This window comes from Variovorax sp. GW823-FHT04B03, from assembly GCF_058796495.1.
Genome location: NZ_JBXAIT010000003.1, coordinates 114,495 through 141,142, shown reverse-complemented (window position 1 = coordinate 141,142; position 26,648 = coordinate 114,495). Strand labels below are relative to the sequence as shown.

Genomic DNA, 26,648 nt, shown 5'->3' with positions numbered 1-26,648 from the left:
CCTCTCTGATGAGCGACATTGGGCGAGCCCTCGGGCTCGCTTTTTTTTGGACCCAAGAAAGAGGGACCGGGGCATGTCCGCTTCGTCAATCCATGCGGCGCCTGCGCCGCTTTCTCGCACAGGCCTGGCCGCTGCGGTCGTCCTGTTGTTGCTGGTCGCTGCCGGCGTGCATCTGCTCGGCGAGCGCAGCGGTGGCCGCGCACTGGCCTTCGCGCTCGGGCTGGGCGCGGTGCTCGGCGTGGTGCTGCAGCGCTCGCGCTTCTGCTTCTATTGCCATGCGCGCGACTACTTCGAAGGCGGCGATGCACGCGGCCTGCTGGCCATCGTGGCCGCGCTGGCGGTCGGCACCGTGGGCATGCACGTCGTCATGACGGGCTGGCTGCCCGTGCCCCAGCCGGGGCGATTGCCGCCCGATGCGCACATCGGGCCGGTCAGCGGCGCGCTGGTGCTCGCGGGGCTGGCCTTCGGCGCGGGCATGGTGGTGTCGGGCTCGTGCATCAGCGCGCACTGGTACCGGCTGGGCGAAGGCTCGCCGACTGCGCCGTTCGCGCTGCTCGGTGCCGGTGCGGGGTTCCTGCTGGGGTTCAGCAGCTGGAACTGGCTCTACAGCGCCACCATCGCCACAGCGCCCGTGGTGTGGTTGCCGCATCACCTGGGCTATGCGGGCTCGGCTGCGCTGCAACTGGCGGTGCTCGCGGCGCTTGCTGCCTGGCTCTGGCGGAAGCTGCCGGCGGGCGAAGCTGCGTCGACTACGCCGCGCAGCTTCATCGACGCCGCGCGCCGCCTGCTGCACGGGCGTTGGCCGTATGCGTGGGGCGGCCTCGCAGTCGGCGCGATCGCTGTGATCGTGGTGCTGCGGCTGCGTCCGCTGGGTGTGACTGCCGCGCTGGGCAGCGTCGCGCGCGACCTCGGCAACGCGCACGGCCTGCTGCCGCAGCGGCTGGACGGGCTCGACGGCTTCGGCGGCTGCGTCACGGCGGTGGTCGAAAGCCTCTGGCAGACGCCCAATGCACTGCTGGTCGGTGGCCTCGTGGCGGGTGCGCTGGCCGCGGCGCTCGCGAGCGGGCAGTTCAAGCCCGTATGGCCGAGCGTGGGGCAGGTCGTGCGTGGCCTCGGCGGCGGCGTGCTGCTGGGGTGGGGCGCGATGACCGGGCTGGGCTGCACGGTCGGCAATCTGCTGTCGGGCACGATGGCCGGCGCGCTGTCGGGTTGGGTGTTCGGCGCGAGCGTGCTGCTGGCGGTGTGGGCTGGGCTGCGGTTGAAGCGGCTGGCGGCGAGGGCGTGAGCGTCGTTCATCGCAGCGCGGCAGACACCGCATTTCCATATGCGGAGTCCTTCTTTCGGGACGGCGCGGGGCAGGGCACAGTCCCTCACGCACAGGCACAGGACAACGCCGCCCCGCGCGGTCGTCCGCCTGTCTTCTCTTCCAAAGAACACCCGAGGGATTCCATGCTCCGACCACTCCTGACCGCGGCCCTGCTGGCCGCCGGCCTGCTGCAGGCGCCTGTTGCCGCCGCCGAAACCGTGCGATGGGCGCGCAGCGCCGACCCCGCCACGCTCGACCCGCATGCGGTCAACACCGGCACCAACTTCGGGTTGCTGCACCAGATCTACGAGCCGCTGATCCTGCGCGGCGCCGACAGCAAGCTGCAGCCCGCACTCGCCACCTCGTGGAAGCTCACGGCCGACCCGACGGTGTGGGAGTTCAAGCTGCGCCCCGGCGTCAAGTTCCATGACGGCGCGCTGCTCACGGCCGACGACGTGGTGTTCTCGCTGCAGCGCGCGCAGGCGCCGAGCTCGGCGCTGAAGTCGCTGCTGTCGTCGGTGGCCGAGGTGAAGAAGGTCGACCCACTCACGGTGCAGGTCAGGACCAAGGGCCCGAACCTGATCTTCCCGAACAACCTCACGAACCTCTTCATCCTGAACGAAGCCTGGGCGAAGGCAAACAAGGCCGAGCAGTCGCAGGACGTGGCCAGCAAGACCGAGAACTTCGCCACCCGCAACGAGAACGGTACCGGTCCCTACGTGCTGGCCTCGCGCGAGGTCGATGCGCGCACGGTGCTCAAGCAGTTTCCGCAGTACTGGGGCCGCGGCCAGTTTCCGCTGGACGTGACCGAGCTGGTGTACGTGCCGATCAAGTCGCCCGCCACGCGCGTGGCCGCGCTGCTGTCGGGCGAGGTCGATTTTGTTCAAGACCTGCCCGCGCAGGACGTGGGCCGCCTGAAGGCCGACAAGCGCCTGCGCGTGACCGAAGGGCCCGAGAACCGATCGATCTTCCTGGGCCTGAACGTGGGCGCGAAGGAGCTCAAGTACGCCGACGTGAAGGGCAAGAACCCGCTGGCCGACCCCAAGGTGCGCGAGGCCATCGGCCTGGCCATCGACCGCGACGCGATCAAGGCGGCGGTGATGCGCGGGCTGTCGAACCCCTCGGGCATCATCGCGCCGCCGTTCGTGCACGGCTACGAGAAGGGCTTCGCGGCCTACCCGAAGGCCAATGCCGCGCAGGCGAAGAAGCTGCTGGCCGAGGCCGGCTACCCGAACGGCTTTGCGATCACGCTGCACACGCCGAATGACCGCTACGTGAACGACGAGGCCATCAGCACGGCGGTGTCGGGCTTCCTCGGGCGCATCGGCATCAAGACCACGGTGGCGGCGCGCCCGATCGCGCTGCACAGCACCGCCATCAACTCGGCCGACACCGACTTCTACCTGTTCGGCTGGGGCGTGCCGACCTACGACTCGGCCTACATCTTCGATTACCTGGTGCACACGCGCGGCAAGGACGGCCGCGGCCCGACCAACGCCACCGGCTACAGCAACGCCGAGGTCGACGCGCAGATCGCGTCGCTCGCGGCCGAGAGCGACAAGGCGAAACGCGACGCCACCATCAAAAGCATCTGGCAGACGGTGCAGAAGGAGCGCATCTACATCGCGCTGCACGACCAGGTGCTCAACTTCGCCTCGACCCCGAAGCTGGACATTCCGGTCAGCCCCGACGGCAGCGTGTTCTTCAAGAACGTGAAGGTGGCGAAGCCCTAAGCACACACACGCACGCACACCATGTGGGTTCATCTCTTGCGCCGGCTCGGCCAGTCCGTGCTGGTGCTGCTGGCGGTGTCGTTCGTGTCCTTCCTGGTGTTCCGCCACATCGGTGACCCGACCATCAGCCTGCTCGGCGAAGACGCCACGCTGGAGGAACGCGCCGCGCTGACGGCCGAGCTGGGCTTCGACCGCCCGGTGCCGGTGCAGTACCTGCGCTACGTGGGCCATGCGCTGCAGGGCGACCTGGGCGTGTCGTACCGGCTGAAGCGGCCGGTGGTCGAGCTCATCGCCGAGCGGCTGCCGGCCACACTGGAGCTGGCGCTGGTGGCGGCCGTGCTGGCGGTGGCGGGCGGCGTGGCGCTGGGCGTGTACACCGCGATCCGGCGCGACAGCGTGGCCAGCCGCGCGGTCATGGCGGTGTCGCTGGTCGGCGTGTCGCTGCCCACCTTCCTGATCGGCATCGGGCTCATCTACCTGTTCGCGGTCGAATTGCGCTGGCTGCCCTCGTTCGGGCGCGGCGACACGGTGCAGCTGGGCGGCTGGAGCACCGGGCTGCTCACGGCCTCGGGCTGGGCCTCGCTGCTGATGCCCGCGCTGACGCTGGGCCTGTACAAGCTGACGCTGATCATGCGGCTGGTGCGCGCCGAGATGCTGGAGGTGCTGCGCGCCGACTACATCCGCTTCGGCCGCGCACGCGGACTGCGCGAGCGCGACCTGAACTACGGCCATGCGCTGCGCAACACGCTGATCCCGGTCATCACCATCACCGGGCTGCAGATCGGCTCGCTGGTGGCCTTTGCCATCGTCACCGAGACGGTGTTCCAGTGGCCGGGCGTGGGGCTGCTGTTCATCACCTCGATCCAGGGGGTGGACGTGCCGGTGGTGGCGGCTTACCTGCTGCTGATCGCGCTGCTGTACGTGGCGATCAATTTCATCGTCGACCTGCTGTATGTGCTGGTCGATCCGCGCCTGCGACGCGCCTGACTCCTTCCTGCTTTTCCGAATGACGTCTTCTTCCCCGACTGGCGCCGGCGCGCCGCGCCGCTGGCGCAACGCCGAGTCGCCCGTGCTGCGCGCCTTCGCACGCTCGCGCACCGTGCAACTGGCGGCCTTCGTGCTGCTGCTGGTTGCCCTGGCCTCGTTGTTCGCGCCGTGGATCGCGCGCCAGGACCCCTTCGATCCGGCCGTGCTCGACCTGATCGACGCCTTCACGCCGCCGGGGCAGCAGGGCGCTTCGGGCGCGTTCTACCCGCTGGGCGCCGACGACCAGGGGCGCGATGTGTTCTCGGCCATCCTCTACGGGCTGCGCATGTCGCTGCTGGTGGGCGTGAGCGCGGTCGGGCTGTCGCTGGCCATCGGCGTGCCGCTCGGGCTGGCGGCCGGCTATGCGGGCGGCTGGTTCGACACGCTGGTGATGCGCGTGGCCGATGTGCAGCTGACCTTTCCGGTGCTGCTGGTGGCGCTCTTGATCTTCGGCATTGCGCGCGGCCTGCTGCCCGAGGGCTACCGCGACGACATGGCGGTGTACGTGATCGTGGCGGCGATCGGGCTGTCGGAATGGGTGCAGTACGCGCGCACGGTGCGCGGCGCGGTGATGCTCGAGAAGCACAAGGACTACGTGGCCGCCGCGCAGATCATCGGCCGCTCGCGCACCGGCATCCTGGTGCGGCACATCCTGCCGAACCTGCTGGCGCCGGTGCTGGTGATTGCCACCATCAGCTTCGCGCTGGCCATCGTGGCGGAATCGACGCTGTCGTACCTGGGCGTGGGGCTGCCGCCCACGCAGCCGTCGCTGGGCACGCTGATCCGCATCGGGCAGGGCTTCCTGTTCTCGGGCGAGTGGTGGATCCTGCTGTTTCCCGCGCTGGTGCTGCTGGCACTGGCGCTGTCGGTCAACCTGGCGGGCGACTGGCTGCGCGACGCATTGAACCCGAGGCTGCAATGAGTGCGCGCGACCCATCGCCATCGCCTCGAGGCGAAACACCCGTGCTGCGCGTGCGCGGGCTCGACGTGGCCTTCGATACACACCGGGGCACGGTGCAGGTGCTCGATGGTGTCTCCTTCGAGATCGCGCCGGGCGAAATCCTGGGCGTGGTCGGCGAGTCGGGCGCGGGCAAGTCGATGGTCGGCGCAGCCGTCATCGGGATAGTGCCGCCGCCGGGGCGCATCGCGGGCGGCACGGTCGAGCTGCACGGCGAGCGCATCGACACGCTGCGCGGCGAAGACATGCGCCGCGTGCGCGGGCGCCGCATCGGCAGCGTGTTCCAGGACCCGCTGACCAGCCTGAACCCGGTCTACCCGATCGGCCGGCACCTCATCGAGACCATCCGCACGCACCTGCCCGTGAGCGAGCAGGAGGCGCGCCGGCGCGCGCTGGCGCTGCTGGCCGACGTGGAGATTCCCGACCCCGAAAGCCGCATCGACCAGTACCCGCACCAGTTCTCGGGCGGCATGCGCCAGCGCGTGGCGATTGCACTCGCGCTGTGCGCCGAGCCGCAGCTGCTGATTGCCGACGAGCCCACCACCGCGCTCGACGTGTCGGTGCAGGCGCAGGTGATCCGCGTGTTCCGGCGCGTCTGCCGCGAGCGCGGCACGGCCGCGATGCTCATCACGCACGACATGGGCGTGATCGCCGAGGCGGCCGACCGCGTGATGGTGATGTACCAGGGCCGCGTGCTCGAGACCGGCCCGGTGCGCCAGGTGCTCGACCACCCGCGCGAGCCGTACACGCGCGCCCTGATGGCCGCCATTCCTTCGGTGCACGACAGGCTGCATCGGCTGCCGGTGCCCGAGATCGGCGCGGACATCGCCGTGGCCGCCGCGTTGCCGCCCGCGCAGGCCGAGACCGTGGCGGCGCCGGCCGACGGCACTCCGCTGATACGCGTGCAGGGCTTGTCGCGCGAATTCGATCTTTCGGCCGGCTGGCTCGTGCGCACGCTCGCGCGCCAGCCGAAGAAGGTGCTGCACGCGGTCGACGGTGTGAGCTTCGACATCGCGCGCGGCCGCACTTTCGGGCTGGTCGGCGAGTCGGGCTCGGGCAAGTCGACCGTGGCGCGCATGATCGCGGGCCTCACGCGGCCCACGGCCGGCACGGTGCATTTCGACGGCATCGATCGCTGGGGTGACGCCGCGCAGACGGCCGCGCTGCGCCGGCGCTTCCAGATGATCTTCCAGGACCCGCATGCCAGCCTCAACCCGCGCTGGCGCGTGGACCGGCTCATCGCCGAGCCGGTCGAGGTGCTGGGCCTGGCCGCCAGCGCCGACGAAACCGCCGAGCGCGTGGCCCAGGCGCTGCGCCGCGTGCGCATGTCGCCCGACGACGGGCGGCGTTACCCGCACCAGTTCTCGGGCGGCCAGCGCCAGCGCATCGCCATCGCGCGGGCGCTGGCCAGCCAGCCCGAGTTCATCGTCTGCGACGAACCGACCTCGTCGCTCGACGTGTCGGTGCAAGCCCAGGTGCTGAACCTCATGCGCGACCTGCAGGACGAGTTCGGCCTGACCTACCTGCTGATCAGCCACAACCTCGCCGTGATCCGCCACATGTGCGACGACGTGGGTGTGATGCAGCGGGGGCGGCTGGTGGAGCAGGGCAGTGCGGCCGAAGTGCTCGACGCGCCGAAGCATGCGTACACGCGGGCGTTGATGGCGGCGGTGCCGGACATGCGGCACGCACCGGCTGCGGCCGTGCTCGCCACGGCATGAAGTGCGCTCAGGGCACGCGCTGCAACTGCTCGCGCAGGATGCGCCGGATCTCCAGGATCGCCAGCGGGTGCTCCTGCACGCTGTGCGCCGACGGAATCACCAGCTCCGACACCGCGCCGTCGAGGTGCGCGCTGGTGTAAGGCACGATGCCGTCGCTCGACTCGGCCAGTGGCAGGCCGGGCGTGTCGTTGCCGATGATCGAGTGGTAGCGCACCTTCGGGCTCAGCGGCAACCCGGACGACAGGCGCACGAACGCATCGCGGTCGCTGAGGTTGTCGATGCTGTTGGGAATGCGCAGCGGACCCATGTCCTGCGAGCTGGGCGCCACGCGCATCAGCTCGCGCGAGATGTCGTTGAGCTGGCCCAGCATGGCCACCGGCAGCGTGATGAGGTTGGCCACCCAGCGCGAGATGCGCTTGTTGGCGAACGAGGTGCCGCGGTGTGGCGACGCGATGAAGATGGCGTCGCTGACCTGGGGCAGCGGCTCGAAGCGCAAGTAAGGCCCCAGCCCTTCCTCGATGCGGCGGCGCTGCGCGGCCGGCATGGGGTAGCCCTCGCGCAGCGCGTCCCACAGCACGTCGCCCGACGACGACACCAGCAGGCGCGACAGCACGCCGCCCATGCTGTGGCCGATGAGCGTGACGTTGTGCGAGGCCTCGGCGCGGCCTTGCGGATCGAAGTGCGCCAGCGTCTGCGTGATGGCTTCGCGGATGGCCAGGTTGTTCAGCGGCAGCGGCGCGTTGGTCGGGTAGTACACCTGCCAGATCTGGTAGCGGCGGCGCAGCGTCTCGTCGCCGAGCACTTCGTTCGCCACGTTGATCCAGGCCTCGGGGCTGCTGGCCAGGCCGTGCAGCATGACGATGGTGCGGCGCTTCGGGTCGTAGGGCTGCATCAGGTAGATGTGCGGCCGGGTCAGGCCCTCGGCGCCGCCGAACAGGCTGCGCAGCGCCTGCAGCGCGAAGTCGGAGCGGGCCAGCCACAGGCCGTAGCCCGAGGTGAAGTTGGCGGCCAGCGGAATCTCTTCGCCGGCCAGCCGGATCGTGCTGGTGCGGTAGGGGTCGAACACGGCGATGCGCAGCGTGCGCGTGGCCAGCACGTCCTGCAGGGTGGCGCCGTCGAACTGCAGCAGCGCGGTGAGGGCGGGGAAGGGCGTTTCGCTGAAGGGCGGGGCGTCTTCGTCGGCCTGGGCCGCAGTCGGGCGGTCGTCGCCCGCGGCGACCAGCTCGGCGCCGAAGCCGTCGCGGCGGTAGATGTTGCGCAGGCCCGAGAAGGTCAGCGAGGCGGCGGGAATCAGCTCTTTGGGCGGGGGCGCGTCGGGCGCGAGCTGCAGCGCCGACAGGTCGGCGTCGATGCGCCAGCCGCTCATCTGCGGAATGGCGGCCACCGACATGTCGCTCTTGCGGTAGCGGCTGAACAGGCCGGTGATGGCGCGTTGCACGGCGTAGTTGTAGTAGTCGCGCACCTGCGTCTGGCGGTCTTCGAAGGCGCGGTCGCGCGGCTTGCGCGCCGTGTGGAACAGGTAGGCGTAGGCGTGGCGCGCGGTTTCCAGCCAGGCCTCGATGGCCTCGGGCGCCATGGGCTGCGCGGCCGAGCCGCCATCGCCGCCCGCCAGCGCGAGCTGCAGCCACACCTCGGACAGTGCCGACATGCGTTGCTCGTCGTTCAGGCCGGCGGAGGTGGCAAGGTTCTGGCGGCAGGCGCGGCCGTCCTTGCGGCACTGGTCGGCATCGGAGCCGATGACGCGCAGCACCTCTTGCGCCGAACTGCTGAGCTGGCCGGTGGTGAGCACGTCGCCGCGCCGCTGCGCCAGGTAGTCGGCCGGCGAGATGGTGCCGACCGTGACGCCCGCGCAGCCGGTGAGCAGCGACAGCGCCAGCAGCAGGGCGGAGAAGCCGATGCGCCTCATGGCGCCACGCCCGGCAGGCCTTGGCGAATGGCCTGCGAGAAGTTCACGCCGGGCTGCTGGTCGGTAGCGATGGCCCGGTCGGTGATTCGGCCGCCGGCGCGCAGCGCGTCCATGCTCAGGCCGGGCGTCAGGCCGCCCACGTCGTGCAGGTACTCGGGCAGGTAGCCCGAGGCCAGCAGGCGGTAGTCCATCGGCAGGCCGGGCACGACGTGCCTGGCGAGGCTGTAGACGATGGTCGTGCAGTTGGCGGTGAGCGTGTTGTAGAAGCTCGGCGCGCGCGCCAGCGCATTGGCCTCGCCGACGTAGCCGAGGAACAGCGAACGCATCTCGGCCTGCGGCAGGCGCACGCGGTACATGTAGACGTCTTCGCCGCGCACGTTGGTGCGCACGCGCAGGATGTCGTGCTCGTCGGCGGCCACGAGGCTGTTCTCGAACTGCTTGAAGAAGCCGCCCACGGAGGAAAAACTTTCGCCGCGCTCCTTGCGGATCTCGATGGAAAAAGTGACGTACTGGCCGTCGTCGAAACCGAAGGACACCAGCGTGTGGGCGATGGCCGGGCCGGTCCAGTAGGACAGCGACACGTCGACCGAGCGCAGGCGGTCCAGGTCGTAGCGGCGCGTGTCCCAGCGCACGGTGTAGTCGGTGTCGCTGCGCCAGTCGAAGTTGCGCACGTTCTCCATCGTGACCACATTGCCTTCGACGCGCGGCTTCAGGTGGCGGGCCACGTCGTCGGCCCATTCGCGATGCTGCGAGGGCGCGATGGTGCCCCACCACTCGAGCAGCACGACGAAGCCGATGGCGTAGGCCAGCAGCGAGCGGCCGGCCTTGCCGCGCCACAGCAGCACGATCGCCGCCAGGCCGAAGAGGCCCCACAGCACCATCGCGCCGACCTTGAGCGGGAGCGTCGCGGGCAGCTGGTACCAGAGGGCCGCGCAGGCCCAGGCGGCCGACAGCAGCACGGCGAGGCTCACCAGCAGACGGCCGAGGGAGCGCAGGAGGATTAGGAGCATGAAGAAACGCGGAGGTGGAGGGCGGCCGATTCTCGTCGAGTTGCAGCCGCCGCCGTCGGGCTACAGCGGGTAGGTCACCAGCTTGAAGTCCGGGTCCTCGGGGAAGGACTTCACCGAGAAGCCCAGCCGCCGCACCAGCTTGAGCATGTCGGGGTTGCCGGCCAGCACCAGCCCGTCCATTTCCGAGAGGCCGCGGTCGCGCGCCACGTCGATGATGCTTTCCATGAGGCGCGAGCCGATGCCCTTGCCGCTGAACTCGTCGGCCACCACGAGCGAGAACTCGCAGCTGGTCTGGTCGGGGTTGGTGATGTAGCGCGACACGCCCACGATGCGCTCGCTCTCGAGGATGCTGCCGTCGGGCGCGGTGCTGCGTTCCATCACGGTGGCGACCAGCGCCATCTCGCGGTCGTAGTCGATCAGCGTGAAGCGCGACAGCATCGACGGCGGCAGCTCATGGAAGCGCGAGACGAAACGGAACCAGCGGCTTTCGGGCGACAGGCCCTGCACCAGTGCCTGCAGCATCTGCGCGTCGTTCGGATGCACCGGCCGCACGACGTACGCGCCGCCACCGGGCAGCGGCCATTCGCGCCGGTAGCGCGCGGGGTACGGCATGATGGCCAGGTGCTGGTAGCCGTTTCCCACCGGGCCCGCCACGGCCTGCGTGCTGCTGTCGACCACGATGCGCGCATCGACCGACACCGCGCCGTGCTCGTCCACGATGATGGGGTTGATGTCCATCTCGCGCAGCTCGGGCAGCTCGCACACCATTTCGGACACGCGCAGCAGCACGTCTTCGATGGCCTCCATGTTCACCGCATTGGCGCCGCGCCATTCGCCCAGCGTTTCCGCCACGCGCGAGCGCTCGATGAGGTGGCGCGCCAGGAACTGGTTCAGCGGCGGCAGCTCCATGGCGCGGTCGTTCATGAGCTCGATCATGGTGCCGCCGGCGCCGAAGACGATCACCGGGCCGAAGGGCTGGTCGGTGACCAGGCCCACGTAGATCTCGCGCCCGCGCCGCGCGCGCACCATCTTCTGCACGGTCACGCCGTTGATGCGGGCGTCGGGCGCCAGGCGCGCCACGCGCTCCATCATCTCCAGGTAGGTGTCGCGCGCGCTGGTGCCGTTCATCACGTTCAGCGCCACGCCCTCGACGTCGGACTTGTGCGAGATGTCGGGCGAGTCGATCTTCAGTGCCACCGGAAAGCCCAGCTGCGTGGCGATCATCATGGCCTCGTTGGCGCTGCGCGCGAGCAGGGTGCGCGTGATCGGGATGTGGAAGCACGACAGCAGCGACTTCGACTCCATCTCGGTCAGCACCTTGCGCCGCTCGGCCAGCACGCTCTCGATGAGCAGGCGCGCGCCGTCGATGTCGGGCTTGGCCAGCGCCGACAGCGGCGGCGGCGTCTGCTGCAGCAGCTGCTGGTTCTGGTAGAAGGCCGCGATGTTGCCGAAGGCACCCACCGCCGCCTCGGGCGTGCGAAAGCTCGGGATGGTGGCCTCGGCCAGCACGGCCCGCGCATTGCCCACCGAGGCGTCGCCCATCCAGCAGGACAGCAGCGGCTTGGGCATGGGGCGCGGAATGTCGGCCAGCGCGCGCGCCGTGGCGGCCGCGTCGACGCCGGCCTTGGGCGAGAAGATGGCGAGCACGCCGTCGATCTGGCTGTCGGCCGAAGCCGTGTCGATGGCGGCGCGAAAGTGCGCGGGCGTGGCGTCCTCCGACAGGTCGATGAGGTCGGTGAGCGACGCGAGCGCCGGCAGCGAGGGCTGCAGCGAACGCTGCGCGGGGGCCGAGAGGCGGCCCAGGTCCAGGCCGATCTCGTTGATCCAGTCGGCCGCGAGCACGCCGGGGCCGCCGCCGTTGGTGACCACGGCCAGCCGCTTGCCCACCGGCCGGTAGCGCGAGGCCAGGCACTTGGCGGCCGAGAACAGCTCGACGAAGGAGCGCACCCGCACCGCGCCCGCGCGGCGCAGGGCGGCGTCGAACACGTCGTCGCTGCCCACGATGGCCGCGCTGTGCGTCTGCGCGGCCTCGTTGCCGGCCGGCTTGCGGCCCGCCTTGAGCACCACCACCGGCTTGGCGTGCGAGGCCGAGCGCAGCGCGCTCATGAAGCGGCGCGCATCGGCAATGCCCTCGAGGTACACGATGATGCTGTGCGTGCTCGAATCGTTGGCCAGGAAGTCGAGCACCTGCGGAATGTCGACCGAGGTGTGCGGCCCGAGCGACACCACGCTCGAAAAGCCCACGCCGTTCTGCCGCGCCCAGTCGAGCATCGAGGCCGTGAGCGCACCCGACTGCGACACCAGCGCCAGCGGCCCGGTGCGCGCGAGCGGGCCGGCCACGCTGGCGTTCAGGTGCAGCGGCGGGCGCTGGAAGCCCAGCGAGTTCGGGCCCAGCAGGTGCACGCCTTCGCGGCGCGCGATCTTGCGCCACTGCGCGGCCTGCTCGGCGGCGATGCCGGTGGAGATGACCACCGCGGCCTTGCAGCCGATGCGCCCCGCGATCTCGAGGGCGGCCGCCACGTCGTGCGGCGCCAGCGCGATCAGCGCCAGGTCGGCATGCGTCTGCGCCAGCTCTTCGAGCGTGCCCTGGGTGCGCACGTCCAGAAAGCGCAGCGTGCCGTCGAAGCGGTCGGCCCGGAAGGCTTCGCGCAGCGTGCGGCCCAGGGCGGTCTGGCCCCCCGGATCGCTGGGCTGGCCGACGAAGGCCACGATCGACGCCGGGGCGAACAGGGGGGTCAGGAAATGCTTGTCCATGCCCTAGTTTGCCCGGATCGGGGCGTGCCGCAAGCACCGCGTGTACACTCGCCGGCTCATGTCGTGCCTTTCACTTTCCCCCGTTGCAGCATCCAGCGCCGCCGTTGTCGGCCGCACGATGCCGTTCGCCGCCTGCGTGCGAACGAGCGACGCAGTGAATGCACGAATGATTACCACCATGACCGCCGCGGCCCCCTGAGCACGCGCAGGGTGGCCGCTCCGGCAGCCACCTGGTGTCTCTTCTCCCGAATGAACGAAACCCAGCTGGCAGCTGGGTTTTTTTGTTTTTGTCCTGTTCGTTCGTTGTTTGGAGAAGCCCATGTACCGCGATCCCGTCTCGTCCTTTCTGCCTCAGCCCAGCCATCCTGCGGCCATTCGCCCCCTGCGCGTCGGCATGATCGGCATCGGCACCGTGGGCGCGGGCACCTTCCGCGTGCTGGCCCGCAACCAGGACCTCATTGCCGCCCGCGCCGGGCGCGGCATCGAGGTGACGGTGGTGGCGGCGCGCAACCTCGCGCGCGCCCAGGGCATCGTGGGCGAGGGCGTGGCGCTCACGGCCGACCCGATGCAGGTGGCCACCGACCCCGATGTCGACGTGGTGGTCGAGGTGGCCGGCGGCACCGGCCCGGCGCGCGACTGGGTGCTGGCCGCCATCGCCCACGGCAAACACGTGGTCACGGCCAACAAGGCGCTGCTGGCCGTGCACGGCCCCGAGATCTTCGCCGCCGCCAGCGCGCACGGCGTGGCCGTGATGTACGAGGGCGCGGTGGCGGTGAGCATCCCCATCGTGAAAGCGCTGCGCGAGGGCCTCACGGCCAACCGCATCGAATGGGTGGCGGGCATCGTCAACGGCACTACCAACTTCATCCTGAGCAAGATGCGCGACGAAGGCCTGGACTTCGGCGACGCGCTCGCGCAGGCCCAGGCGCTGGGCTATGCCGAGGCCGATCCGGCCTTCGACATCGAGGGTGTCGACGCCGCCCACAAGACCGCGCTGCTGGCCGCCAACGCCTTCGGCATGCCGGTGCGCTTTGCCGACGCGCAGGTCGAGGGCATCACGGCGCTGCAACGTGTGGACGTGGCCTGCGCCGAACAGCTGGGCTTTCGCGTCAAGCTGCTGGGCGTGGCGCGCCGCCGTGAAGAAGGCGTGGAGCTGCGCGTGCAGCCCGCGCTGGTGCCGGCGACGCACCTGCTCGCGCAGGTGAACGGCTCGATGAACGGCATCATGGTCAAGGCCGACGCGGCGGGCGTCACGATGTACTACGGCGCGGGCGCCGGCTCGGAGCAGACCGCCTCGGCCGTGATCGCCGACCTGGTCGACGTGGCGCGCCTGGACGGCACCCACCCCGGCCAGCGCGTGCCGCACACGGGCTTTCATGCGCATGCGGTGCGCGAACTGCCGGTGCTGCCGCGCGCGGCCGTGCGCAGCGCGCACTACCTGCGCGTGCCGGTGCAGGCGGCGACCGACATCGCGGCCGTGGCCGAGTTGCTGGCCGCGCAGCGGCTGCCGGTGCGGCAACTGGTACTGGCGAACGGGCCGGCGGATGCGGCGCCGCAGGTGCTGGTGATCACGGAATCGGCGCTGCAAAGCGCTGTCGATCTCGCGCTGCACGCGTTGCAGACGAGCCCGGTCGTATCTGGTCCGGTGATCACACTGCGCGTGGAAACGCTCGACGACTGAGAGGCTGTCACCGAACTCCCGAGGATTTTCAATCGGACTGACATGCGCCGCTGCGAGGATGGCCCGCAGTGCTCGTCGTTGTCCTTGTGAAGTCTTTTCCCGGGAGTTGTGGAACATGGCCGCCCGTTCAATCCGTCGCCGTGCCGAGCGGGCCTTCACCCTCATCGAACTGATGGTGGTGCTGGTCATCATCGGCGTGCTCGCCGCGCTCATCGTGCCGAGCCTGATGGACCGCCCCGACCAGGCCCGCGCCACCGCGGCCCGGCAGGACGTGGCCGCGATCATGCAGGGACTGAAGCTCTACCGCCTGGACAACGGCGCCTACCCCAGCGCTACGCAGGGCCTGCGTTCGCTCGTCGAGAAGCCGGCCACGGGCAAGGTGCCGACCAACTGGCGCACCTACCTCGAACGCCTGCCCCAGGACCCGTGGGGCAACGCCTACCAGTACCTGAACCCCGGCACGCACGGCGAAGTCGACGTGTTCTCGCTGGGCGCCGACGGCGAGCCCGACGGAGAAAAAGCCAACGCGGACATCGGCTCCTGGTAGCGCGGGAACGGCACCGTGGGCGCGATGGCAGGGATCGGAACAGGCCGCCGGCAACGGCGCATGCGCGGCATGGCGGTGATCAGCGCCTTGCTGATCGTCGCGGTGATCGCCGCGCTGGCGGCGGCCTTGCTCGGGCGACAGTCGGCCTTCATCCGCACCACGCAGGGCGAGCAGTCGCGGGTGCAGGCGCGCTGGCTGCTGCGCGGGGAACTGGGCGCGGCGCAGCGGCTGTTGCACGCCGAGGCCGTGCGCGAGCCGACCACGCGCCTGGACGGCCTGTGGACCCGGCCGTTCGCCGGGCCCGTGGCAGGGCAGGTGGCCGCCGAGGGCGCGCGGCTGCTCAGCGAGATCAGCGACGAGCAAAGCAAATTCAACCTGCGCAACCTCGTCGACCGGGGCCGCATCGACCCGGCCGAAGCGGCCGTGTTCCAACGGCTCTGCACGATGACGGGCGTCTCGCAGGCCCAGGCGCAGGCGCTCATGCGGCGCGTGGTCGGCAGCATCGCCGACCCCGAAGGCGAAGCCGCGCAGACGATGCCCGATGCGGCGGCCGACACCATGGCCGCGACGCTGGGCCTGCCGCCCGAGTTGCCGCGCACCCCGCAGGCCCCGCGCCCGCGCGTGCTGGAAGACCTGCAGGCTGTGCCTGGCGTCGATGCCGGCGTGATCGCGCGGCTCGCGCCTTTCGTCACGATGCTGCCGGCGCGCACCTGGATCAACGCGAACACGGCCAGCGCCGAACTGCTCGCGGCCGGCGTGCCCGGGCTGGCGCTGGACAAGGCGCGTGCGCTGCTCGCCGCGCGCGACCGCGGCCAGTGGTTCATCAACCGCGGCGATTTTGCGAACCGGCTCCAGATGCCCGCGCTCGACGAGCGGGACGTGCGCATCGGCATCGACAGCAACTGGTTCCGCGTCGCCAGCGTGCTCGACACGCCGCGCACGAAGTTCGTGCAGGTCGCGCTGCTGCAGGACGACAAGACCAGCGTGCCGCGCGTGATCTGGCTGCGGGAGGGCGTGTGAGCGCCCTGAAGGTCGACCGCCTGCGCCTGCAGCTGCCGCCCTGGCCGGGTGAGGGCGCCGCCGATCCCGTGGATGCCGAAGTGCACTGCGGCTGGCGCGCTGCCGACGGCCGGTGGCACGACGGCGGCGCGCTCGCGCTGGGCGCCGTGGCCGGCCGCTTCGAGCCGCGCCATCTCGAGGTCGCGCTGGCACCGGGCGAGGTGGCGCTGGCGAGCTTCGCGCTGCCGCCGCTGACGGGGCGGCACCTGCATGCGGCGGTGCTCGGGGTCATCGAGCCCTGTGCGCTGCAACCGATCGACGCGCTGGCGGTCGGCATCGGTCCGCGCGGGGCCGACGGCACGGTGCCGGCCGCCTGGATCGCGCGCGACGCGATGGTGCGCTGGCTGGCGCTGCTGCGCCGGCACGGCATGGCGCCGCGCGCGCTGTGCCTGCCGACCGCCTTCCTGCCGACGCCCACCGAGGGCTGGACTGGCCTGCAGCTGGACCGCTGGCTCGTGGTGCGCACCGGCGCCGGCGCGGGCTTCATGCAGGCGCTGCCGCACGATGCGGACCGCGACACCGCGCTGGCGGCGCATGTGACGACCGGCGAGGCGGCGCCGCCGGCCGTGCACTGGACGGCGCAGGAAGAGAGCGACCCGGCGCGCTGGTCGGGCGAGGGCTGGCGCTGGGCGCTGTCCGCGAGCGACCCCGCGCAGGCGCATGCGGGCGTGGCGGCGCTGCTGCGGCCGGCGGCCTTGTGGGGCTGCATGGCCGCGCTCGTGTGGACAGCCGGCCTCCAGGTGCATGCCCACCGGCTGGCGACGCAAGGCCAGGCCTTGAAGCGGGAGATGGCCGCGCGGGTCAAGGCCGCGTTTCCCGAGCTGCCCGTGGTCGTCAACCCGGTGCAGCAGGCGCGCCAGCAGAAGGAGGCGCGGGCGGGCCAGGCACCGCAGGCCGCGGTCGGCGGCGACTACGCGGCGCTGTCACGCGCGGCGGTGGGCTTGCTCGCGCAGCTGCCGGCCGGGCAGGTCCAGGCGCTGCACTACACGGCGGGCGAGCTGCGCGTTCGCTGGCGCGAGGGCGCGGCGCCGAACACCGAGGCGCTGCGCGTGCTGCAGGCGCAGGCGCGCGAGCGAAGCCTGTCCGCCGACCCGGAGGCCGGCGCACTGCGCATCACGCCGGCCACGGCCCGCGCAGAGAAGGACACCCCGTGAACCTGTCCCGAAGGGGTGGCGTCCTCCTCGACCCCGCGCGGCGGATGGCACGCGAAGCGATCGGGCGCTGGCGTGGGCTTCCCGCACGCGACCGGCTCGGCGCGGGCGTTGCGCTGCTGTTGGTGGTGCTCGCGATCCTGTGGCTGGGCCTCGCCCGTCCCGCGCTCGACACCGCCGCGCGCTGGCAGCGCGACCTGCCGAAGCTGCGGGCCCAGTCCGCCGAACTCGACACGCTGCTGGCCGATGTGCCCGGCGCCCACGCTATGCCAGACACGGCGCAGGGCGGCATCGACGCCGCCCTCGACCGCGCCGGCCTGCGCGGGCGTTACCGCCTGCACGACGCCGTGGCCGACGCGCCGCCCGCAGCCGGGAGCCCGGCGCAGCCCGCCCGCGCATGGCGCGTCGAGTTCCCGGAGCCCGTGCCGGCCGCGCAGGTGTTCGCCTGGCTCGTGGCGGTCTCGGCGCGCCGCGATCTCGAGGTCACGCGGGCGCAGCTGGAGCGCATCGACAGTTCCGACGACGACAGCGAGGGCACGCCGCAGGGCCGCGTGCGCGGCGCGGTGGCGCTGCAGTCCACACAACTCACCAAGGATGGCCAGTGACACGAGATCGAAACGGCGCGGCCCTGCGCCGATGGACGGCGGCATGCTGCCTGGGCGTCTTCGCGATCGCCGCCAGCGCCGCGCCCCCATCGCCGCCTGCCAAGACCGCGCCGCGTGCCGGTGCCGAAGAGCGCGTGGTGCTGAACTTCGTCGATGCCGACATCACCTCGGTGGTCTCGGCATTGGCGCGGTTCCTCGGGCGCAACTTCCTGTTCGATCCGCGCGTGAAGGGGCAGATCACGCTGGTCTCCGAAGGCGAGGTGCCGGCCGCCACCGCCTACGGCATGCTGGCTTCGGCGCTGCGCATGCGCGGCTTCGCGATCGTCGACGTGGGCGAGGTGAGCCGTGTCGTGCCCGTGGCCGACGCCAAGCAGCAGGGCGGATCGGTCAACGCACGCAGCCCCGGCGGCGGGCTCGCGACGCGCACCTTCCGGCTCAACTACGAGAACGCCGAGGCGATGGTGCCGGTGCTCAAGCCGCTGGTCGCGGCCGAGAACAGCATCGCAGCCTACGCCGCCAACAACACGCTGGTCGTCACCGACTACATCGACAACCTCGAGCGGCTGGCACGCATCATCGAGAGCATTGACACGCCCACCGCGCTCGACGCCCAGCTGGTCAAGCTGCGCCACGGCATCGCCACCGACATCGCCGCGCTGGCCACCGAGCTGCTCGAAGGCAGCGGCGAAAAAGGCCGGCGCGACATCGTGGTGCTGGCCGATCCGCGCTCCAACAGCATCGTGATCCGCTCCAGCAGCCCGGGCCGCACGGCGCTGGCGCGCGAACTCATCGGCAAGCTCGAGAGCGCGCAGGGCGACCCGGGCAACCTGCACGTGGTCTACCTGCGCAATGCGCAGGCGGTGCACCTGGCGAACGTGCTGCGCGGGCTGCTCACGGGCGAATCGGGCGACCAGAGCGCCACGGGCGGCGGCGGCAGTTCGGTGCGCGCCGCGCTGGGCGCGGGCGGCATGCTCGGCGGGGCGGGGGCGGCGAATGGCGGTGCGGCGAACGGTACGTCGGCCACCGGCAGCCAGTCCGCGACCGGCGGCGCCACGGGAAGCACCGCCGGCAAATTCGGTGGCCTGCGCGGCGCGCCCGGCGGCGCCAACGGCCAGGCGCAGGGTGCGGCGGGCGGCACCGGCGGCACGTCCACCGCGTTCTCGAGCGGCGGTGTCACGGTGCAGGCCGACGCCACCACCAACACGCTCATCATCGCGGCGCCCGAACCGATGTACCGCAGCCTGCGCAGCGTGATCGACCTGCTCGACCAGCGGCGCGCGCAGGTGCTGGTCGAAAGCCTGATCGTCGAGGTCACCGAGCGCGACGCGGCCGAGCTGGGCATCCAGTGGATGGCCGGCGGCAACAACGGCCGCGTGCGCGGCGGCACCAACTTCGGCGGCGCGGGCCTCAATGCCAATGCGCGCACCACGATCGACGCCATGCCGCGCGGCCTGAACATCGGCGTGGTCGACGGCACCATCAACCTGCCCGGCGTGGGCGAGGTGCTCAACCTGAAGGTGCTGGCGCGCGCGCTGCAGGCCAAGGACGGCGCCAACATCCTGTCGACGCCGAACATCCTCACGCTGGACAACGAGCCGGCCTCGATCATGGTCGGCAAGACCGTGCCCTTCGTGAGCGGCCAGTACATCACCAACGGCAACAGCAGCACCAACCCGTTCCAGACCATCCAGCGCGAGGACATCGGCCTGAAGCTCAACATCCGGCCGCAGATTTCCGAGGGCGGCACGGTCAAGCTCGACATCTACCAGGAGGTGTCCAGCATCGACGAGCAGACCTCGGGCGCGGCCGGCATCGTCACCAACAAGCGCGCGCTCGACACCAGCATCCTCGTGGACGACGGCCAGATCATGGTGCTGGGCGGGCTGATGGAAGACAGCGTCGCCAACGGCACCGAGGCCGTGCCCGGCCTGGGCTCGCTGCCGGTGCTGGGCAACCTGTTTCGCTACGACAAGCGCCAGCGCGTCAAGACCAACCTCATGGTGTTCCTGCGGCCCTACGTGATCCGCGACGCCAACGCCAGCCGCGGCCTCACGCTCGACCGCTACAACTTCATGCGCCTGCAGCAGGGCCGCGCACGCCCGATGGCGCATGGCCTGCTGCCCGACAGCGGCGCGCCGTTGCTGCCGCCGGCCGACGTGCCCAGCTTGAGGCAGGCGCCCGAGGTCGACCTGCGCCCCCAGAGCTGGGAGCACACGCGTGAGCAGCCGCCGCCGGCCACCGCCACGGCCAGCGCGGTGCGCCATGCACCGGCCGCTGCGCCGCCGCCGCCCCCGACGCAGCGCTCGCGGCTGCCGACGGGCGTGACGGTCGAGTCCGACCCCGCCACGCTGTACGGCGGCGCCAACGACAAGGTCACCGTGGTGCAGTTCGCCGACACCAAGACCGAGCAGGAGGCGCTGCGCATCGTGCAGCGCGTGCGCGTGAGCGGCATCGGCGCCTACATCGTCGGCGGCCCGGGCGGGGAGGGCGCGATGGTGCGCGTGGACGTGCCGCGCGAGCCGCAGGCCGTCGACAACGCGGTCGCCGTATTGCGCGAGCTGGGCTACCGGCCCGAACGGGTGGTGACGCCATGAACACGGCCCGCGCCGACATCGCCTTGCCCCAGGCCTGGGCCCGCAGCCAGCGCGTCGCGGTGCAGCGCGACGGCGAGGCGGCCTTCCTGGCGGTCAGCCCGCGCACGCCCGGCTGGGCCGTGGTCGAGGCGCGCCGGCTGCTGGGCGAGTTGCCGCTGCGGCAGGTGGGCGACGACGACATGGAACGCCTGCTCGCCGAGCGCCAGGCCGAATCCGGCGACGCCGCCTCGGTGGTCGGCGCGGTGGAGCAGCAGGTCGACCTGGCGCGGCTGATGCAGGACATCCCGGCCGTCACCGACCTGCTCGACGCGCAGGACGACGCGCCCGTCATCCGCATGATCAACGCGCTGCTCACGCAGGCCGCGCGCGACGGCGCGAGCGACGTGCACCTCGAATCCTTCGAGACCCATTCGGTGGTGCGCTTTCGCGTCGACGGCACGCTGCGCGACGTGGTGACGCCGCGCCGGGCGCTGCATGCGGCGCTGATTTCGCGCATCAAGATCATGTCGCAGCTCGACATCGCCGAAAAACGCCTGCCGCAGGACGGGCGCATCACGCTGCGCGTGGGCGGTCGGCCGATCGACGTGCGCGTCTCGACCGTGCCCACGGCGCATGGCGAGCGCGCCGTGCTGCGGCTGCTCGAGAAAGACGCCGGCCGGCTGCGGCTCGAACGGCTGGGCATGGCGCCCGACACGCTGGCCGAGCTCACACGGCTGGTGCGCCAGCCGCACGGCATCGTGCTGGTCACCGGCCCCACGGGCAGCGGCAAGACCACCACGCTGTACGCCGCGCTGGGCCAGCTCGATCTGGGTACCAGCAACATCCTCACGGTGGAAGACCCGGTGGAGTACGACCTGCCCGGCATCGGCCAGATCCCGGTGCACGCCAAGATCGGCATGACCTTCGGCGCGGCCCTGCGCGCCGCGCTGCGGCAGGACCCCGACAACCTCATGATCGGCGAGATCCGCGACCTGGAAACGGCGCAGATCGCCGTGCAGTCCTCGCTCACGGGCCACGGCGTGCTGGCCTCGCTGCACACCAACGATGCGGTGTCGGCCGTCACGCGCATGGCCGACATGGGCATCGAGCCCTTCCTGCTGTCGTCTTCGCTGCTGGGCGTGCTGGCGCAGCGGCTGGTGCGCTGCCTGTGCCCGGCCTGCAAGGCGCCGCGCGTGCAGGACGACGGCCGCACGGTCTACGTGCCCGTGGGTTGCGCGGCCTGCGGCCATTCGGGCTTCAAGGGGCGCACGGGCATCCACGAACTCTTCGTGGTGCACGACGACATCCGGCGCCTGATCCACGAAGGCGGCGACGAACAGGCCATGCGCGCCGCCGCCGTGCGCCACGGCATGCGCTCGATGCGCGAGGACGGCCAGCGCTGGGTGCGCGAGGGCGTGACCACCGCCGAGGAAATCCTGCGCGTCACGCGCGACAGCTGATCTGCCATGGCACGGTTCCAGTACGAAGCGGCGAACGCGGCCGGCGAGGTGCAGCGCGGCGGCGCCGAAGGCGAATCCGCACGCGCCGTGCGCGCCCAGCTGCGCGAACGTGGCCTGACGCCGCTCGGCATCCGCGAACAGGCAGCCAGCGGCGGTGCGCTGGCCTGGCTGCAACCGAAGCTCGGCGCGGCCGACCTGTGCTGGGCCACGCGCGAACTCGCGAGCCTGCTGGGCGCGCGCCTCACGCTCGAAGCCGCGCTCGTCGCCACCATCGAGCAGGCCGAGCGCCGCCACGTGGCCGAAGCATTGGGCGCGGTCTGCGACGGCGTGCGCGCCGGCCTGCGGCTGGCCGATGCGCTGGGCGAACGGCCGCGCGACTTTCCGCCGATCTACCGCGCACTCGTCAGTGCCGGCGAAGACTCGGGCGACCTCGCACGCGTGATGGAACGGCTGGCCGACTACCTCGAGAACCGCGACACCCTGCGCGGCAAGGTGCTCACCGCCTTCATCTATCCGGCCATCGTCGGCTTCGTCTCGCTGTGCATCGTGGTCTTCCTGCTGGGCTACGTCGTGCCGCAGGTCATCGGCGCGTTCGCGCAGGCGCGCCAGGAGCTGCCTGCCATCACCCGCGTGATGCTGGCGGCGAGCGCCTTCGTACGCGAATGGGGCTGGCTCACGGCGGGCGTGTGCGCGGGCGCCGGGTTGCTCGCCCGCGCCGCGCTGCGCGATGCAGGGCGGCGCCTGCGCTGGCATGCGCTCGTGCTGCGCCTGCCGCTGGTGGGGCGCTATGCGCTCGGTGTGGACACGGCGCGCTTCGCGTCCACGCTGGCGATCCTCATGGACGCGGGCGTGCCGCTGCTGCGCGGGCTCGAGGCCGCGCGCCAGACCCTGGGCAACGACTGGCTGCGCCGCTGCGTGCTCGAGGCCACGGGCCGCGTGAAGGAGGGCGCACCACTCGCGGCGGCGCTGAAGGCACAGAAGATTTTTCCGTCGAACCTCGTGCACCTGGTGGCCAGCGGCGAGAAGACGGGAACGTTGGCGGCCATGTTCGAGCGCGCGGCGCAGAACCTCTCCCGAGATCTGGAGCGCCGCGCGATGCGCCTGACCACGCTGCTGGAGCCGCTGATGATCCTGGCCATGGGGGGCGTGGTCATGGCGATCGTGCTCGCGGTGCTCATGCCGATCATGGAAATCAACCAGATGGTGCGCTGAATGTTCGGGAGCTTGGCGCACGCCGACGCCCCGTTTCGCACGCATTCACGGGTGCGTGTTCCCGAGCTTTTTTCGGGTGGCTGTCACCTCGCGAACGCACCATCGATCCTGTCGCTGCACAGGCGACACGAGTCAAATTTTCTGGTCCCTTCAAAGGAGTTTCCATGCGTGCAAAGTTCAAGTCGGTCGCCCTGTCGGCCGTGATGATGGCGGCCCTCGTGGCCGCCGGCGCCGCTTCCGCCCAGATCGCCGTCGGCGGCGGTGCGACCCTGCCCGAATTGCTCTATGACGATCTGCTGCCCAGCGGCGTGGGTCAAACCAACTTCAGCTACACCGGCACCGGCAGCGGCGCCGGCAAGACGGGCTTCGTCAGCAACAACGCCTCCGCTTTCAAGAATGAGTCGGTGCTCAACGGCGCCAACTGGCCGGCCACCGGCCAGTCCGTGCACTTCGCCGGCAGCGACTCCGCGCTGAGCTCGGGCGAGCTGTCGACCTATAACGCCAATGCCGCCGGTGCCACCGGCTGGGGCCCGATGATCCAAGTGCCCGCCGTGGCCACCTCGGTACTCATCCCCTACAAGCGCGCCGGCATCGCCGACCTGAACCTTCCCGACGCCAAGATGTGCGCCGTCTTCAGCAACAAGACCGGTGGCAAGACCTGGGGTGAGGTGCGCGGTACGACCGATGCCACCACGGTGAAGGTCATCTACCGCGCTGACTCCAGCGGCACCACCGAACTGCTGAGCCGTTACCTCGTGGCCGCCTGCCCGGGCGCCGGCTTCACGGTGTCGAATAACTTCGCCACGGTGGTGGGCGGCGCTCTCTCGCCGGCGAACGTCATTCCCACACACTGGGTTTCGGCCACCGGCAGCAGCGGCGTGAAGACCGCCCTGGCCACCGACAGCCGCGTCGGCTACCTGAGCCCGGATCCGGACTACACCGGCGCCGACAACGCGTTCGTCGCGAAGATCAACAACGTGCTGCCGGTTGCCAGCTCCATCCGCAACGCGCTCGCCAAGCAGGTGCTGCCCACCGGCCCGGCGAACGATCCGCTGAAGTGGGTGCCCAACTACGTGATGCCGGTCGCCGGTACCGAGTACCCGATCTTCGGGACCACCAACCTGCTGCTGAACCAGTGCTACAAGAATGCCGCGATCCAGACGCGGGTCAAGGACCTGCTGACCGCACTGACCGGCACGACCCACGACACGCTGATCGAGACCACCCACAACTTCGTGGTGATCCCGAACGGCACGTCGCCGGGCACCCCGCCGGCCGCCAACAACAACTGGAAGGCCGCCATCGCCGCCAACTTCCTGAACGCCTCCAGCCCGCTGAGCATCGGCTTCGCCGGTGTCTGCAACGGCAAGGGCCGTCCGTAAGTTGCTGATCGGCTCGGCCTGAACGGGCTTCGCCCGTTCGCCGACCGGAGGCCCCGTGGAGAGGCTGCGCTTCGGCGCGGCCGCTCCCGGGGCCTCTTCGCTGTTCGCGGCGGAGCAGAACGAATGAATGTCATGCGTGCGTCACCGTCGATCACTACCGTGACCACGGCCTTCCGCAGTCCTGAGCGCGCGGAAGAACGAAGTCACCCAGGAGCCTGTGCGTCCCACCGGTATGAGAGCGAACGCGGCATCGGTCCGTGCCCTGGCACTGATCGGGTGCCTGGCCTGGGGCGTGGGCGTGCAGGCACAGCAGCCACCCGAGCCGGCAGCCAAGGCGGCATCGGCGGCGCGCCGGGTGTTCGACATCGCACCGCAGCGGCTGGGCGATGCGCTCGATGTCTACAGCCGGATGACCGGCCTGGACATCCTGATCGACGGCGAGCACGCGCAGCGGCTGTCGGGCGCGGTGCGCGGCACGCTGAGCGCGGCCGAGGCACTCGAAGCGATGCTGGCCGGCACGGGCATGGAGGCGCGCCATGCGAACGCGGGCTCGGTGGTGATCCGCGAGGCCGCCGCAGGGCCGAAGGAGGCGGGCCTGTCGCCGGAAGCGGCGGGCCTGGAGGGGTCGGGTTTCAACGAAGGGGATGTCTTGCATCAAGCCTATGCCGCACAGGTCCAGCACGCCTTGCGTGGTGCCCTGTGCGATACCACGCAGACGCGGCCGGGCAGCTACCGCCTCGCGCTGCAGCTGCACCTGGACGCGCGCGGCGCGGTGGACCGCTTTCGCCTGCTGAGCACCACCGGCGAACCCGACCGCGATGCCGCGGTGCGGTTCAAGGTGCAGCGGCTGTCGGTCGGCGCGCCGCCACCGCCGTCATTGCCGCAACCGCTCGTGGTGCTGCTGCTGCCGGAAGGGCCGGGCGCGCGCACCGACTGCACGCCGCCGGTGGCGCCATGAGCGAGAGCCTGGCCTCCACGCTGCGCGCGCGCATGGTCGCGCGCTATGTCGAGCTGCGCGGCAAGCTCGAACGCATCGTCGGTTCGCGCGACGACGCGGCCGACGCCATGCAGGAAACCTGGCTGCGGCTCGCGGCCATGGGCGACGCGGGCACGGTGCACAACGCCGACGCCTACCTGCTGCGCATGGCGGCCAACATCGCGACCGACGGCTACCGCCGCGACAGCGTGCTGCTGGTACGCGGCGAGATCGACGCGCTGGTGCACCTCGTGGACGAAACCGGCGACCCCGAGCGCATCGCCAGCGCGCGCAGCGACGTGCAGGCGCTGAGTGACGTGCTGGCGCGCATGCCGGTGCGGCGCCGCGAGATCCTCGTGGCCGCGCGGGTCGAGGGGCTGCTCAACAGCGAGATCGCGCTGCGCTTCGAGGTGTCGCTGAGCACCGTCGAGAAAGAACTGCGCGCGGCGCTGGACTATTGCAAGAAGCATTTGCCGGACGTGGACGCGGTGCAGCGCGGCCACTTTGCCGGGCCGAGACACAACTGATGATGAGCGCCATGTCTTCCCCCGATACCGAAACGAGCATGCTGGAGCGCCAGGCGCGGGCCTGGTGGGCGCGCCTGCATTCGGGCCAGGCCACGCGCGCGGATGCCGACGCCTTCAAGCAGTGGGCGGCGCTGAGTGCCGCGCATGCACAGGCCTGGCGCGAGCTGATGCGCGTGTGGTCCGCGCTCGATCCGCTGCTGGCCGAAGAAGCAGCACGACAGGCCGAAGCCGCACGCTCACGCACGCGGGCCTACCGCTTCTGGCCGGCGCTGTCGGACGCGCTGCATTCACCGGGGCGCCGTGCCTTTCTCGGCGGTGCGGTCGCGGCCTCGGTGACCGCGGGCGTGCTCGCGGTCGATCCGCCGCTGGGCCTGTGGCCTTCGGTCGGTGAGCTGACGGCCGACTACAGCACCGCGACCGGCGAGCAGCGGCAGGTGGCGCTGGGCGAGGGCGTGAGCGTGCGCATGAACACGCAGACGCAGATCAACCGCCTGCAGGGCGCGCGCGGACTGGCGCTGGTCGCTGGCGAAGCCGAGATCGCGACGGCCGGCGAGGCCGAGCTGTTCGTCGAAGCCGGTGGCGGTCGGCTGCAGGCGCGCGGCGCGCGCTTCAACATCCGCCACACCGGGCCCGAAGTCTGCGTGACCTGCCTCGACGGCCGCGTGCTGGTGTCGGTGAACGGGCAGCAGCGCTCGGTCGAGGCGGGCCGGCAGGTGGTGTACGACCCCAGCGGGCTGCACGAGGTGGTGCGCGCCGACCTGGCGAACGTGAGCACCTGGGGCACGGGCGTGTTGTCGTTCGACGGCACGCCGCTGGCCGAGGTCATCGCGGAGATCAACCGCTACCGGCCGGGCCGGATCATCCTGCGCAACGAAGCGCTGGGCCGCGTGGCGGTGCGCATGCAGCTGTCGCTGCGCAGCATCGACAACGCGCTGGCGATGATCCGCGAGCTGTACGGCGCGAAGTTGCGCAGCCTGCCGGGCGGCATCGTGCTGCTGAGCTGAATTTCTGACACACCGCGAGCAGCCTGCAAAAAATTTACGGGTTGCATCGCGCAGGCT

At 71.0% G+C, this 26,648-nt stretch carries 20 protein-coding genes; 17 read left to right on the top strand and 3 right to left on the bottom strand.

Translation table 11 applies throughout. From position 1 onward, the window contains the following. Positions 1-73: 73 nt before the first annotated feature. From AC1RAD_RS13735 to AC1RAD_RS13715, 5 genes are all read left to right on the top strand, one after another. Entirely contained in the window at positions 74-1,285 is a 1,212-nt protein-coding gene (locus AC1RAD_RS13735) for a YeeE/YedE thiosulfate transporter family protein (protein WP_492735399.1), read from the top strand. 164 nt (positions 1,286-1,449) lie between these two features. Next, positions 1,450-3,039: an ABC transporter substrate-binding protein gene (locus AC1RAD_RS13730; protein WP_492735397.1), complete on the top strand. Its 1,590-nt coding sequence runs from the start codon at positions 1,450-1,452 to the stop codon at positions 3,037-3,039. Between the two features lie 21 nt (positions 3,040-3,060). Continuing rightward, complete coding sequence (locus AC1RAD_RS13725; protein WP_070060589.1) at positions 3,061-4,026, top strand: ABC transporter permease; 966 nt, start codon at positions 3,061-3,063, stop codon at positions 4,024-4,026. A 19-nt stretch (positions 4,027-4,045) separates the two neighbouring features. Continuing rightward, on the top strand, positions 4,046-4,987 hold the full coding sequence (locus AC1RAD_RS13720; protein WP_492735395.1) for an ABC transporter permease: 942 nt from the start codon (positions 4,046-4,048) through the stop codon (positions 4,985-4,987). A gap of 41 nt (positions 4,988-5,028) precedes the next feature. Beyond that, positions 5,029-6,744: a dipeptide ABC transporter ATP-binding protein gene (locus tag AC1RAD_RS13715; RefSeq protein ID WP_492735393.1), complete on the top strand. Its 1,716-nt coding sequence runs from the start codon at positions 5,029-5,031 to the stop codon at positions 6,742-6,744. Between the two features lie 7 nt (positions 6,745-6,751). Here the strand turns inward: AC1RAD_RS13715 and AC1RAD_RS13710 are convergent, their stop codons facing one another. From AC1RAD_RS13710 to AC1RAD_RS13700, 3 genes are read right to left on the bottom strand one after another with little or no spacing between them, the layout of a single operon-like run. Next, positions 6,752-8,650 carry an esterase/lipase family protein gene (locus AC1RAD_RS13710; RefSeq protein ID WP_492735391.1) on the bottom strand — a complete coding sequence of 633 codons (1,899 nt, stop codon included), beginning with the start codon at positions 8,648-8,650 and terminating at the stop codon, positions 6,752-6,754. Continuing rightward, positions 8,647-9,660, bottom strand: coding sequence for an Lnb N-terminal periplasmic domain-containing protein (locus tag AC1RAD_RS13705; protein ID WP_492735390.1), 1,014 nt, complete (start codon positions 9,658-9,660; stop codon positions 8,647-8,649). The genes AC1RAD_RS13710 and AC1RAD_RS13705 overlap by 4 nt, the downstream gene beginning before the upstream one ends. 60 nt (positions 9,661-9,720) lie before the next feature. Further along, positions 9,721-12,414, bottom strand: coding sequence for a bifunctional acetate--CoA ligase family protein/GNAT family N-acetyltransferase (locus AC1RAD_RS13700; RefSeq protein WP_062472839.1), 2,694 nt, complete (start codon positions 12,412-12,414; stop codon positions 9,721-9,723). Positions 12,415-12,733: 319 nt separating this feature from the next. On the opposite strand from AC1RAD_RS13700, the gene AC1RAD_RS13695 reads away from it, so the two are divergent. The 12 genes from AC1RAD_RS13695 (at position 12,734) to AC1RAD_RS13640 (ending at position 26,591) form a co-directional block, all read left to right on the top strand. Next, complete coding sequence (locus AC1RAD_RS13695; protein ID WP_492735388.1) at positions 12,734-14,095, top strand: homoserine dehydrogenase; 1,362 nt, start codon at positions 12,734-12,736, stop codon at positions 14,093-14,095. 115 nt (positions 14,096-14,210) lie between these two features. Continuing rightward, positions 14,211-14,642: a type II secretion system major pseudopilin GspG gene (gene gspG / locus AC1RAD_RS13690; RefSeq protein ID WP_307638249.1), complete on the top strand. Its 432-nt coding sequence runs from the start codon at positions 14,211-14,213 to the stop codon at positions 14,640-14,642. Positions 14,643-14,711: 69 nt separating this feature from the next. Then, positions 14,712-15,662, top strand: a complete 951-nt coding sequence (gene gspK, locus AC1RAD_RS13685) for a type II secretion system minor pseudopilin GspK (RefSeq protein ID WP_492735386.1) — start codon at positions 14,712-14,714, stop codon at positions 15,660-15,662. Further along, entirely contained in the window at positions 15,659-16,855 is a 1,197-nt protein-coding gene (gene gspL, locus AC1RAD_RS13680; RefSeq protein ID WP_492735384.1) for a type II secretion system protein GspL, read from the top strand. Before gspK ends, gspL begins: the two co-directional genes overlap by 4 nt. A gap of 44 nt (positions 16,856-16,899) precedes the next feature. After that, on the top strand, positions 16,900-17,457 hold the full coding sequence (locus tag AC1RAD_RS13675) for a type II secretion system protein M (RefSeq protein ID WP_492735382.1): 558 nt from the start codon (positions 16,900-16,902) through the stop codon (positions 17,455-17,457). Further along, positions 17,454-20,051 carry a type II secretion system secretin GspD gene (gene gspD, locus AC1RAD_RS13670; protein ID WP_492735380.1) on the top strand — a complete coding sequence of 866 codons (2,598 nt, stop codon included), beginning with the start codon at positions 17,454-17,456 and terminating at the stop codon, positions 20,049-20,051. The genes AC1RAD_RS13675 and gspD overlap by 4 nt, the downstream gene beginning before the upstream one ends. Beyond that, positions 20,048-21,490 (top strand): type II secretion system ATPase GspE, encoded by a 1,443-nt coding sequence (gene gspE / locus AC1RAD_RS13665; protein WP_492735378.1) that lies wholly within the window; start codon positions 20,048-20,050, stop codon positions 21,488-21,490. Before gspD ends, gspE begins: the two co-directional genes overlap by 4 nt. 6 nt (positions 21,491-21,496) lie before the next feature. After that, positions 21,497-22,702 carry a type II secretion system inner membrane protein GspF gene (gspF, locus tag AC1RAD_RS13660; RefSeq protein WP_492735376.1) on the top strand — a complete coding sequence of 402 codons (1,206 nt, stop codon included), beginning with the start codon at positions 21,497-21,499 and terminating at the stop codon, positions 22,700-22,702. 164 nt (positions 22,703-22,866) lie between these two features. Next, complete coding sequence (locus tag AC1RAD_RS13655; RefSeq protein ID WP_492735374.1) at positions 22,867-24,084, top strand: substrate-binding domain-containing protein; 1,218 nt, start codon at positions 22,867-22,869, stop codon at positions 24,082-24,084. A gap of 232 nt (positions 24,085-24,316) precedes the next feature. After that, positions 24,317-25,042, top strand: coding sequence for a hypothetical protein (locus tag AC1RAD_RS13650; protein WP_492735372.1), 726 nt, complete (start codon positions 24,317-24,319; stop codon positions 25,040-25,042). After that, positions 25,039-25,587, top strand: a complete 549-nt coding sequence (locus AC1RAD_RS13645; protein ID WP_492735370.1) for an RNA polymerase sigma factor — start codon at positions 25,039-25,041, stop codon at positions 25,585-25,587. The genes AC1RAD_RS13650 and AC1RAD_RS13645 overlap by 4 nt, the downstream gene beginning before the upstream one ends. A gap of 11 nt (positions 25,588-25,598) precedes the next feature. Beyond that, positions 25,599-26,591, top strand: a complete 993-nt coding sequence (locus tag AC1RAD_RS13640) for a FecR family protein (protein ID WP_492735368.1) — start codon at positions 25,599-25,601, stop codon at positions 26,589-26,591. The last annotated feature ends 57 nt before the right edge of the window (positions 26,592-26,648 follow it).